At 33.7% G+C, this 12549-nt stretch carries 12 protein-coding genes and 1 other annotated feature; of the genes, 4 read left to right on the plus strand and 8 right to left on the minus strand.

Annotated features, from left to right (window positions below; genetic code table 11):
* Window positions 1-415 precede the first annotated feature (415 nt).
* Both ACFVR1_RS19275 and ACFVR1_RS19280 read left to right on the plus strand, forming a co-directional pair.
* Window positions 416-595 carry a YjcZ family sporulation protein gene (locus ACFVR1_RS19275; protein WP_387586311.1) on the plus strand — a complete coding sequence of 60 codons (180 nt, stop codon included), beginning with the start codon at window positions 416-418 and terminating at the stop codon, window positions 593-595.
* An 895-nt stretch (window positions 596-1490) separates the two neighbouring features.
* Window positions 1491-2348: an MBL fold metallo-hydrolase gene (locus ACFVR1_RS19280; protein WP_387586312.1), complete on the plus strand. Its 858-nt coding sequence runs from the start codon at window positions 1491-1493 to the stop codon at window positions 2346-2348.
* A gap of 144 nt (window positions 2349-2492) precedes the next feature.
* On the opposite strand, the gene argH is transcribed toward ACFVR1_RS19280, so the two are convergent.
* Both argH and ACFVR1_RS19290 read right to left on the minus strand, forming a co-directional pair.
* Window positions 2493-3866, minus strand: a complete 1374-nt coding sequence (gene argH / locus ACFVR1_RS19285) for an argininosuccinate lyase (protein ID WP_387586313.1) — start codon at window positions 3864-3866, stop codon at window positions 2493-2495.
* Window positions 3863-5071 (minus strand): argininosuccinate synthase, encoded by a 1209-nt coding sequence (locus ACFVR1_RS19290; protein ID WP_387586314.1) that lies wholly within the window; start codon window positions 5069-5071, stop codon window positions 3863-3865. The genes argH and ACFVR1_RS19290 overlap by 4 nt, the downstream gene beginning before the upstream one ends.
* Before the next feature lie 179 nt (window positions 5072-5250).
* Between ACFVR1_RS19290 and ACFVR1_RS19295 the strand changes: the two genes are divergently transcribed.
* Window positions 5251-6270 (plus strand): NADH:flavin oxidoreductase/NADH oxidase, encoded by a 1020-nt coding sequence (locus tag ACFVR1_RS19295; protein ID WP_387586315.1) that lies wholly within the window; start codon window positions 5251-5253, stop codon window positions 6268-6270.
* 201 nt (window positions 6271-6471) lie between these two features.
* On the opposite strand, the gene ACFVR1_RS19300 is transcribed toward ACFVR1_RS19295, so the two are convergent.
* The 6 genes from ACFVR1_RS19300 to ACFVR1_RS19325 form a co-directional block, all read right to left on the minus strand.
* Window positions 6472-7062, minus strand: a complete 591-nt coding sequence (locus ACFVR1_RS19300) for a DUF2441 domain-containing protein (RefSeq protein WP_387586316.1) — start codon at window positions 7060-7062, stop codon at window positions 6472-6474.
* 185 nt (window positions 7063-7247) lie between these two features.
* Window positions 7248-7586, minus strand: a complete 339-nt coding sequence (locus ACFVR1_RS19305) for a hypothetical protein (protein WP_387586317.1) — start codon at window positions 7584-7586, stop codon at window positions 7248-7250.
* Window positions 7587-7854: 268 nt separating this feature from the next.
* The gene (gene lysS / locus ACFVR1_RS19310) at window positions 7855-9315 is read right to left on the minus strand and encodes a lysine--tRNA ligase (RefSeq protein ID WP_387586318.1); all 1461 of its coding nucleotides are present in this window, start codon (window positions 9313-9315) and stop codon (window positions 7855-7857) included.
* 97 nt (window positions 9316-9412) lie between these two features.
* Window positions 9413-9680: a binding site (T-box leader), on the minus strand.
* Between the two features lie 145 nt (window positions 9681-9825).
* Window positions 9826-10866, minus strand: coding sequence for a DUF1835 domain-containing protein (locus ACFVR1_RS19315; protein ID WP_387586319.1), 1041 nt, complete (start codon window positions 10864-10866; stop codon window positions 9826-9828).
* A gap of 405 nt (window positions 10867-11271) precedes the next feature.
* Window positions 11272-11829 carry a DEAD/DEAH box helicase family protein gene (locus tag ACFVR1_RS19320; protein WP_387586320.1) on the minus strand — a complete coding sequence of 186 codons (558 nt, stop codon included), beginning with the start codon at window positions 11827-11829 and terminating at the stop codon, window positions 11272-11274.
* A 103-nt stretch (window positions 11830-11932) separates the two neighbouring features.
* Window positions 11933-12130, minus strand: a complete 198-nt coding sequence (locus ACFVR1_RS19325) for a hypothetical protein (protein ID WP_387586321.1) — start codon at window positions 12128-12130, stop codon at window positions 11933-11935.
* A 179-nt stretch (window positions 12131-12309) separates the two neighbouring features.
* Here ACFVR1_RS19325 and ACFVR1_RS19330 point away from each other — a divergent pair.
* A partial coding sequence (locus ACFVR1_RS19330) for a DinB family protein (protein ID WP_387586322.1) occupies window positions 12310-12549 on the plus strand: 240 nt, incomplete at its 3' end.

Genomic DNA, 12549 nt, shown 5'->3' on the forward strand with positions numbered 1-12549 from the left:
AGATAGTGATCCATTCAACGAGTTGTTGATTTCCGTTCCGGCGCTCGCTTTCCGAGGGCATGGCTTGAGGCTCCTCGTTCGCTTCGCTACCTGAGGGGTTTCAAGTCTCATGCACCTGCCGCTTCGCTTTCGGTGCAGAAAACATCTGCTATCCCCGCAGCAATGTAAAGAATAATACACTTCATTCTGTAGATGAATTAGTTTGATTAAGTCTTAATTTTCTAAGGTACTTCAGGTATTAGCCCCGGTACTTTCTAAAGTATTGAATAAACTAATTTATAACTGAGAGGTACATTCTACCTCCTCGGCTGTACCTCCAGTGATTTAAAAATTTTTTAAAAAAATAAGCAAATGAATCAGATGAACATCCAATCTTGACATAGAATGAATTATCTCGCCTTAGGAGGTGTACAAAATGGGTTATGGTTATGGATTTGGAGGTTATGGTTGCGGAAATGTATGCGGACCAGTATGCGGACCGGGATATGTTAGACCAGGATTTGGATCAGGATTTGCTCTAATTATTGTTCTGTTTATACTATTAATAATAATTGGCGCAAGTTTCTTAAATAATGGTGTCGGCGACGGTTGCTAATCCAGAGTATAAGCGAGACAGGTTATGAAAACCTGTCTTTTTTAGTTTTTTATAGACATTTTTGTGCTTCCTTTATCATTCCCTTTCTAAAATTCACAATTTTTGTCTAAAAAATTGGCAAATAAATTTCTACCTCTTGCTAATTATTTTCACCTTCAGTTTCCCCCTAAAATTGTAAATTTAATAATTCAACTCTACAGTAATTAATAATCCCATTTAACATTATTAAAACAAAAAACAATTAAATGTTTGCTATGAATTTTTCCTTGTTATGGGGCCATAAAATATCACCTATAGGAAACATCAATATATTCTATTCCTTTCTTTAAATTCAATATCATTTATAATAATCCTGCCTTTGAGCATGAAAAAAGAGCTGCTTTTGCACATAATCCTCAATCCCTTATACATTTGCTTCAAGTTAGTCGAAAAAAATTTTCGGTTCAATTTTTAACAATGCCTACTGAGGTTTCAACGGTAACTTTGTCTGAAACACACTTGTCCATATACTCTTCAGGTGAAATTCAATAAATAAAACAGCTTTTTTGATTAGAATAATCCGTTTCTGGTTCGGATAAGGCGAGACTATTGGTGAGTTAACATCGGAGAGTTGCGGACAAGCCCTTTCTATTACAATAAGTTTAATACTCATTTGAGGTGTAAGGCTTCGTTTTGTAATTTGAACATCGAATTATACATAATTGAAGAGTAAAAAGAAGTATTTAAATTTTAATATATATGTTATACTTTTCCATATTTATAAAGGAGGTGTAAGTCCATTGGTAAATAAATAAAGTGAGAAAATCTTAAATTATTTTATTAATTTTTGGAATATACATGTAGATTTTCTCTTTCATAGAATTAATTAATATTATTAGAATAGAGGAGTTTTAACATGTTAAATAAATTAAGTGATAGTATTTATTATTTTTCTAATCAGGATGATAGAGATCGACCGACATTAGGATTGGTTGTTGGCGACCAATGTAGTTTAATCATAGATTCTGGTAATTCGACTCAACATGCAAAGGACTTTTTACTTGAAGTCGAGAAGCTAGATGTACCACCAGTTAAATATTTGGTAATTACGCATGCACATTGGGATCATTTCTTAGGTATGAATGAATTTGATGCAATTGTTATAGTTAATAGTCAAACAAATAAAATGATAAAGGAATGGAAAAGCTATTCGTATGATGATAGTTCACTCAAACAGTATGTCATTAATAATCAGATGAGTTCTATGTGTATGAAAATAATACAAACTGAGATGGAAAATAGGGAGAGTTTTAAGTTGAATTCTCCAGATGTAATCTTTGAGAATACATTAACTATTGATCTAGGAAATAAAGTTTGCATACTTGAAAAGATCAAAAGCACTCATACTGATGACTCTACAATCATTTATATTCCTGATGAAAAAGTAATTTTCTTAGGTGATAGTGCGTATGGTACGACTACAAACTCATTATTTCATTATAAGAAATCATTGTTATTACCTATGATTAGAGACATTCAAAAATATGATTCTGAAATGTTCCTACTAGGTCATGAGTCTATCTGTTATAAAGATGAAATGAATATTTATTGGAGAGAGTTAACAGAAGCAAGTAAAGTTGTAAAATCTGAATCACTAGAAAATGCAATAGAGTGCTTTAAGTTAGAAAATAAAAGGGACCCTAATGATAATGAAATTTTTTTCATACAAGCATTTGTTAACGACCATATCATACAATCACAACAACTTAATTGATTAATTAAGTATATAAAGTAGCCATCTCATTAAAATTGATATGAGATGGCTTTTCATTAGACGAATTATTGTTTAGTGTCTGCAAGTTATGGCATTATTTTACTGACACAATTTGAAAGTAAGTACATAGTAGCTACAGTTTGATTATGCAAAACTTTTCTTAGCTTCTTCAATTTGAATAAGAACTTGTTCAAAGCCTGTTCCACCAAGAGAATTTCTTCTTTTTACAGCAGCAAGTGGTGATAATACATCGAAAATATCAGACTCGATTAGACTACTTGCTTCTTGCAGATCTTCTAGCGGAAGATCTAATAAGAAATAACCGCGTTGGATACATAAGAATACTAATTTTCCTGTAACTTCATGTGCTTCGCGGAATGGAAGCCCTTTTGCCGCAAGATAATCGGCAAGCTCTGTCGCATTTGAAAAATCTTTGTGTACGGTATCGCGTAGTCGTTCGGCATGAACAGTCATTGTGCGAATCATTCCTTCAAATATTTTCAATGATCCAACGATTGTATGCACAGTATCGAACATACCTTCTTTATCTTCTTGCATATCTTTGTTGTAAGCAAGAGGTAATCCTTTTATTACAGTGAGTAAGCCCATCAAGTTCCCATAAACACGGCCCGTTTTTCCACGGATTAACTCAGCCATATCAGGGTTTTTCTTTTGTGGCATAATACTTGAACCAGTGGAGAAAGAATCATCTAGTTCAATAAAGTTAAACTCTGAGCTTGACCATAAAATAATTTCTTCAGCAAATCGGGATAAATGCGCCATTAGCATAGAAGAATTACTTAGAAACTCCAAGATGAAATCACGATCACTTACCGCATCCATACTGTTTGCATAAACATTCGAAAACCCAAGGTATTCTGCAGAAAGCTTACGATTGATTGGGAAAGTAGTTCCCGCTAAAGCACCTGCTCCAAGTGGTGAGATGTCTATACGTTTAATGGAATCCTGAAAACGCTCTTTGTCTCGATCAAGCATCCAGAAATAAGCTAATAAATGATGAGCAAACGAAATTGGCTGTGCACGTTGTAAATGTGTATATCCTGGTGCAAGTGTTTCCACATGGATTTCTGCTTGAGCCACAATTGTTTTTTGGAAAAGCTCAATTAACTCGATTATTTCTCTTACTCTATTTTTCAAAAATAAATGCATATCCGTTGCTACTTGATCATTTCTACTGCGGCCAGTATGTAACTTTCCTCCTACAGGTCCGATTAAATCAATTAGCATTTTTTCTAAATTTAAATGAATATCTTCGTTTGCAACAGAAAACTCTAATGCATTTTCTGCTGCACGATTTTTTAATTGTACAAGTCCACCTAGAATCTTCTGTACATCTTCTACAGGTAAAATATTGCAGTCTCCAAGCATCTGAACATGCGCAATGCTGCCATCTAGGTCTTCCATTACTAATGTTTGGTCGAAACTAATAGAAGCTCCAAATTCATCTACCCATTGTTCTGCTGATTTTTGGAATCTACCGCCCCAAAGCTTGGTCATGCTTTCACCTTCCCTGCTCCCTTGTTTACCATAGCGTGAACCTTTGTGGGTAGACCCCAAAGTTCGATAAATCCAACTGCTGATGCATGGTTAAATTCATCATCCGCTGTGTAAGTAGCAAGTTTTTCATCATAAAGAGAGTTTGGGGATTTACGTCCTTCTACAATTGCATGCCCTTTAAATAATTTCACACGAACTGTACCGTTTACATAAAGTTGTGTTTCTTTTAAGAATGCTTCTAAAGCAGTTCTTAAAGGAGAGAACCAAAGTCCTTCATAAATAAGTTCCGTCAATTTTTTCTCCATTACTGGTTTAAAATGAGCCAATTCTTTTACTAGGGTAATATCTTCTAATTCTTTATGTGCAAGAAGTAATGTATGAGCACCTGGAATTTCGTATACTTCACGTGATTTAATCCCAACAAGACGATTTTCTACGTGATCGATACGACCAACTCCGTGCTTACCTGCTAAATCATTTAATTTCAAAATCAATTCGTATAATTTGTATTCCACACCATCAAGCGCAACAGGAACACCATTCTTAAACTCGATTTCAATTATATCTGCAGTATCAGGAGCATCCTCTAATGCAACCGTTAAATCGTATGCATCTGCTGGAGGTGCTGCCCATGGATCTTCTAAAATACCACACTCATTTGCACGACCCCAAAGGTTTTGGTCTATAGAGAATGGGCTATCTAAATTAATCGGAATCGGAATATTTTTCTCTTTTGCGTATGCAATCTCTTCTTCTCGGCTCCAGCTCCATTCACGAACTGGGGCAATTACTTCTAAACTTGGATTCAATGCCTTAATGGAAACTTCGAAACGAACTTGGTCATTCCCTTTTCCTGTACAACCATGCGCTACAGCCGTTGCTCCTGTTTGTTCTGCAATTTCCACTAACTTTTTAGAAATTAAAGGACGAGACAATGCGGAAACAAGTGGATATTTATTTTCATACCAAGTATGTGCTTGTAAAGAAATCAATGCATATTCATTCGCAAATTCTTCCCTTGCATCAATCATATAACTCTCGATAGCACCAACTTCAAGTGCTTTGTTTTTTACAAATTCTAGATCTTTTCCTTCTCCTACATCTAAACAAACAGCAACAACGTCATACCCTTCATCTTTCAACCAAGTAATTGCTACGGATGTATCTAGTCCCCCTGAATATGCTAAAACGACTTTTTTGTTCATTTTTTATTCCTCCTTTGTATTTATATACATTTACTTCGTATTAATATACATAATGTATCATGTGTAATGTATAAATACAACAAATATTTCATAAATATAAGAGGTAAAATCAATTGCAAATCACTTTAATTGATTTCATTGGAAGATAAAAAGATAATAGTAGAAAGGAGTGTGTTGGAATGTCGAATTTATTTTCCCCTATTACACTAAAAGGACTTAAACTAAAGAATAAAATAGTAATGGCTCCTATGTGTCAGTATTCAGTGGAAGCAAAGAATGGTTCCCCAAATGATTGGCATTATGTACATTACGTTTCTAGAGCAGTTGGAGGAACAGGACTTATTATAGTCGAAATGACTGACGTTGATCCAGATGGTAGAATCACTGATTTCGATTTAGGATTATGGGCTGATGAGCAAATTCCTGCATATGAAAGAATAGTCAATGAAGTGCATAAATATGATGCCAAAATCGGTATTCAAATTGCACATGCAGGTCGAAAAGCAACCGATGCAAAACAACCTGTTGGCTCATCGAATATTCCTGTAGATGTAGAGTGGAAAATACCTAGAGCTCTGACAACCTTGGAAGTCCAAGAGATGGTTGGAAAATATAAAGAAGCTGCAAAACGTGCTGTGATAGCTGGATTTGATACGATTGAACTTCACGGAGCACATGGTTATTTAATCCATCAATTCCATTCACCGGCGATTAATAATAGAACAGATGAGTATGGAAAAGACTTGTCCAAATTTGGAGTAGAAGTTATCCAAGCAGTTCGTAGCGTCATGCCAGAAGAAATGCCACTTCTATTCCGCATTTCCGCTGTTGAGTATATGGACAATGGATACGGATTAGAACATTCATTAGAAATTGCTAAGAAGTATAAAGAGGCTGGAGTGGACGTATTCCATGTTTCAAGTGGTGGAGAAGCAACTCCTGGTAAAATAAAACCAGCAAACACACCCGGATATCAGGTTCCGTTTGCTCGAGCATATAAAGAAGCATTGAATGTTCCGGTGATTGCAGTAGGCATACTAGAAGATCCGAATCTTGCAGAAAAAGTGATCCAAGAAGGTGACGCAGAACTAGTTGCAATTGGACGAGGCATGTTAAAGGATCCATATTGGGCACTTCATGCAGAAGAAGTGATTACTGGAAAAACAGTACCACCTACACCTTATAAACGAGGATTTTAATGAAAGCAGAGAATAGTAAACCACCCTATCTTAGGAGCGGTTTACTTTCTCCCATATCATTGATATTTACCTTTCAGACAATCGTTGTTAAAAAACAGCTCCCGTCTCCATTGAATGCTGCTTCCTCATACGTTATTTTAGAGTGTTTAATAGATTCAGATATTAATATAATAGCTTTTTATACAAGAAACCAATTGACATTTATGAGAAATCTTCAATAATTTCTACCACTTCAATTATTCCATTAATTAAAAGTTCTGGTAGCTCGTTTTTTACATTACCCTTCCAATATTCTCTAGCCTGTTCAATTTTTTTAGAAAAAGGGACCCCATCCTCCTTTGGCAAAAGATTTCCATCTCCCTCAAAAGAATTCCCAATAACTCGAAGTTTTACAATTTGCAAAACTTTTCTATTGTAAGACTCAAATAATGCTTTCCAATTCAAAGTATCTTCATAGTTTTTCGAAGCAAATAAGCAAGACAACCTTGAAGGATATTCAGGATATTCTTGCAGTCTAACCATTTCTACTATTACTTCTCTAATAGCTCTGATAGTTTGGCCAACATAATTTAAAGTTACTTGGGCATCTTCATTTTTCAAGTTCAAGCCTTCATTTGTATAGTGGCTTTGTAAAATCTGAATGAAGTCTTCGCCTTTAGAATTCAATTGTTCCTTTTCAAAAAAGAAGCGGTATAAGGTGTTCTTTTGATTATTCTCAAAATTAATTATCTGCCCTAGACTCATTTTTTTCCTAGTAACGATATGGTAAACATACAATTCGGTCTTTTCCATAGAATTCCTCCTATTATTGTGATTAAACTGATCATCGTTTTCATGTACAAAATATATATTCTCGAATTATTAGGTGACCGCTACCTAAAATGCTAAAAGCGTAAATCCCTCATTTATTTTTCAATTGTTTTAGTAATAGATCTTAACTTTAGTTGAAAATGCTGTCTTTACAGTTCATTGTACTTCTACTTATAAAAATCAAATTCAGTGTATACATAGTATTCATCAATAGTAACATCTCCACCCTCATGCAAATTTACTTTCAATTCACTATCAGTATTCCTGAATACAATGCTTCCTATAAAAGCTGGTACTTCCCATTCGTGTGTTGTCTCTCTTCGCGAAGTATTTATTTTATGCTTAGTTTCTTCAATTACCGATTCTTCCTCTGTTTGATATACTAGTTCTTCACCTATATATACGTACATGAGTTGGTACTCTTCTGATATTAATGGTTCTTTATTACAACTCACCAAGAGTAAAATAGAGAAAATCAATACAATAAAGAAATTATTCTTACTCATAAGTACCTCCTATGGTTACTAGAACTTTCTTATCTTTATGTTCTTTAGAAACTAAATTGACTTTTAAGTCATACATATAGTGCAAAACCGGTTCTAAACCTCATTATATGAAATTTCTACATAACGGTCGATGAACAATGGTGCTTTTAGTTTGAATGATTCATAGGACCACGGTGATTCACAGACCGTCGCTCCCTTTGGCGAATACTCAAGGTAGATTAATACCACAATGGTAATCACAACAGTATCCAATACTACTTGTTTGGTTTTATAATTTTTTAGTTAACGGAAATAAAACACAATCTTTGATCGTATCACAATCAGTTAGTACCATTAGTAGACGTTCAATGCCGAATCCCCATCCAGATACGGGTGGCATCCCATATTCCATGGCTATTAGATAATCTTCATCCATCTCCATAGCTTCTAAATCTCCATTATTCTTAAGAAGTGCTTGAGCCTCTAATCTTCTTCTTTGTTCGATTGGGTCTACCAGCTCAGAATAGGCATTAATAATTTCAGCACCATTCACTACTAATTGAAATCGATCTGTAAGAGTAGGATTATCATCATTAGCTCTTGCTAACGGAGATAAATCGATAGGGTGCTTTACTAAAAATGTTGGTTTTACAAGTTGAGGACGACACATTTTTTTGTAAAGAAGATCAATAAAATTTCCTCTCCCTAAAGATGAAATATCCGAATATTCTAAGTTAATATTTTTTCTCTTGGTTTCTTGATATAGATCTTTAACATCAGGGAAAAGGTCTATATCAATTCCTGTATCCTTTAATATTAGATCCCTAAACGATACAATTTCCCATTCTAATGAGAAGTCTATTGTTTGACCTTGCATAGTAATAATAGTTGTATTAAAGGTTTGCTCAAGTACATATAGAATCATTTCACGCATTAATTCCATCGTATCCTCATAATTCCAGTATGCCGCATATCCTTCAACCATAGTAAATTCCTGAAGATGTTGTGGGCTTATCCCTTCGTTCCTAAAGCACTTTGCTATTTCAAATACTTTGGTAAAACCACCTACAATTAGTCTTTTTAAATAGGTTTCCGGGGCGATTCTAAGGTTTAATTCAGTATTTAAAGAATTATGATAGGTACTGAAAGGTTTAGCTATTGCACCGGAGGAAGTATGCTGTAAGACTGGCGTTTCTACTTCCAAGAAATCTTGGTCTTCAAAGAATCTACGAATGGCACGAACCATTTTAGTTCTAACTAATAAACGATTTTGAGTATCTTTCGTCATGATTAAATCTAAATACCGCTGTCTATATCGAAGTTCTACATTATTTATCCCATGCCATTTTTCTGGAAGAGTTCTGAGTGCCTTCCCAAGAAACACATAGCTCTCCAGACGCAGCGTTTTCTCGTTCGTTTTAGTTGTATACATACGTCCTTCCGCACCGATAAAATCACCTATATCCAAAAAATGATGGAATTGATTAAATGACTCTTCCCCTATTTCCTCTTTTTTCAAAAGAAGCTGTAAGGTTCCTTGAATATTTGATAGCGTTATGAAACTCAATTTACTGAAGTTTCTAATACTCGTTATTCTTCCAGCAACCCGAACTCCAAAGGTTCCGTCGTTAAGCATTGATGCTTCATGCAGTTCATAATTTATTGAAAATTTTTCTGGGTATACTTGAATCCCCTGATTTCTTAATCTCTCTAATTTCTCTATTCTTTGAGTAGTTTGTTCATTACTCATTGTATTTCACTCCAGTCATTATTTTGTTTAATGGAATTTGAATTATTAAATTTATACGAAAAACAACAAAAAGACTCCCACCCCCAAGATTATTCATCTTGAGGACGAGAGCCATTAGCTTCGTGTTACCACCTCAGTTTATTGATATGTTGCCATATCAACCTCTTCGGGTACGGCAATTTTTAAAAAATTGATTATACCCTATCTCTTTAACGGGAGATCCCGTCGCAGCATCACTAAAAATTATTTTAGATCCGTACGAAGCTCAGAGCCTTTATTCATTCAGAACATTATTACTCCTTCCCACCTTTAGGAGCTCTCTGGAAATAATGGATCAAAACTACTCTTCTCTTCTTAGCCGTTTGTTTAATTTTAGATAATTAGGAAAACTATAGCGTAAGTAATTGGTGAAGTCAATAAATATTTGAATTTTAAAATTTCAATATTGTTATTTACTATAATTACTTTATTGGTTTATTTTTAATAAATTTTTATGTAATTTAAAAAGAACTACCGAAGTTTTATACTATATTGTCTCATTGATTTGGGTATTCCTTTTAACTCGAGTACACCACTGTATACTAAATGCCGAATCCTATATTCTAAAAAGAAATAATCCATATATGCTACCTTTTGTGTCCAGATTTCTCCAATCACGGTTCCAGTCTTTATAAATTCTTTCGTTCCTTGCTTATGATGTAGCTTTTCTATTGTTTCGATGATGAGTGGATCATAATGATGATCTGATACACATTTCATTTTATCGTCTTTCCACAAACGTAACACTTCTTTAGATTGGGATAGCTTTTCCCATTCCCTATGAAATTGAATACGTCTTTCAGGAGATAATGGTTTATTCTCTTTATTCTTTTCAAAAAATAGTCTTAGATTTTTTGAATCAATTTCAGCCGTATGGAAAATAGGTAGCACTTCTTCGGAAGCACTATATTTCTTATAGAGTTCGGTAGAGTTGATAAGAAAAATCTCATTTGTATTTTCTCGCAATAAATAGAGGTAAAAACGGAGACCTATTTGTTCATCAGCATTATTACCATACCAAATATAGATTGGAACATGATTTGCTATATCCTCAATCTCACGCAATGTATTGTTAAACTTATTTTCATATTCATAATCATCTTGCTCAAAGTTAATATTTTCAAATAGCCATTCCTGACGAAAGCTTTGACCTATTTTTTCATCTAACTTCCACAATGGTCCAATCGAAAAGGAATCTGGAAATCCAATTACAGTCTTTGGTCTTTCAACTCCTACTCTTAAAGAACCCGCTGCAGATTCTGAAGTAACGATATGTACAGCACCAAATTGATTTCCCATCCCCTTCAAATGTTGTTTTTTTTGAGTATGTTTATTTATTTCTTCCACCATCTTGTTCATATCATCCTGATTTATCATGAATCCTTTTCCTTCTATTGGCTGGCTTTTCTTGTAGTTGAAGGTTTCAAAGCTTTCTGTATGATTAAGTTCAAATGTCTCCCACTTGCCAACATCTTTCAAATCCGAAATTGTTACATATTTTTGTGTTTCCATACGAAAAACAAAAACGACATTGGGTTCCATAAAAAAATAGATAAATGGATAATTGATTTTAGTTTTAATTAGGACCTACCACCTTTTCCATGATTTTACCATAGATACATCTCTGACAATCGTTATTCATTAGTAAAAAGGCGTCTCTACTAATTGTAGAAACGCTTTTTGAACACTTCTTCTTCGACTAACTTTTGGGGAAAAATACAGCAGTTATCAGCATCACTACTTAATTAGATATTCAAATACACTTATTCACTTACAATAATTTACTCTAACTATTATTTACTATAAGATGAATTAATACTCCTTCTTTTTCATCTAACAAGCATCTTCAGCTGAAGAAGAAAATGCATATTATATTCCTACTGCCTAAATCAAAAAGTATTATTTCATATTTTTCATCTATAAGTTAAATTCATTCTTTATCATATGTGCGACTTCCATTGCATCCAATTTTGTATTGTTAATTCGTAAGTAGTTTTTTGTTTTTATTTCACCTTCTATTGAGTTTAACCTTCTATCTAATGTGCTAAGTAAATGTTGTTCCGATTGCTCTACATTTCGCTTGGTTGGCTTATGTTCAAGGCGATGAGTTGTTTTATTTCTAATTAGCCTTTCTTCTACATCTGCTTCTAATTCTACAAAATAGATCTCAACCCCTTGAGAACTAAAAATATTACACATGTATTCAATCTCATCCCAATCTTCTTTTTGATCAAAATACCAAATTTTAGTAAATATCATTCCATATTGATCGCTTTTTGAAAAGGAAAGAAATACTTCTCGACGAAATAAGTGTGTTAGCCTCCACATTTCAGGACTAAATCCAAATAGAGGTTCTAATAAATCAATGGTCATATGGTTATGAAACAGCTTTAACCCAGTTATGGTCGATAGCTGTTGTCCAACAGTCATTTTCCCAACAGCTTGTGGTCCATATATAAAAACAAATTTTTCCAACGAATTTCCTCCAAATAATAATTAATAAACTCGTATTTTTGTTAAGTTATAAAATATCTTAACGAATTTTAAGCAAAGCCCCTTGACTCATCTCAATACAAAATTATCTTATAAATAGAAACAACCAAGTTATACTAAATATGATATAGGTAGCTGAAATGGTCATCCACATTGTATTTTGGGATGTATGAGCATCGGTATCTCTACTAAGCTTTTTGATTAATTCTACTAAATTTAAGCAAAACACAATTGCTAAAATTGGATTTAAAATGAATGCTGCTTGTAATATTAATTTCATCATTTCACCTCTCATTGACTTTCATTGATATGTATAAATCCTTAATATTAACTACTACATATTCACTCAAGTACCCTTCTTGCCGTTATTGCTATTCTATCACTATTCTAAATTAATATATCTAAATATTTAGATTTTTATTATAATTCACTTGAATGCTTTCATTAAATGGAGGGAAATAAATGTTAGATATGTTTTTATATAATTGGAAAGTAAGAGAAGAATGGTTTAATTGGTGTCAAAATATTTCACATGAGGAATTAATTAAGAAACGTGTCGGAGGATTGGGAAGTATCTTACATAATTTATTTCATGTAATCGATTGTGAGCACATTTGGTTTAATCAAATGATAGGAACACTATTAGTCAAAGCTATGGTGGAGTTTTTAGTAGAACAAAAACAAGCAGACAGAGTAGTAATG

Source organism: Psychrobacillus sp. NPDC058041 (assembly GCF_042885655.1).
GTDB lineage: Bacteria > Bacillota > Bacilli > Bacillales_A > Planococcaceae > Psychrobacillus.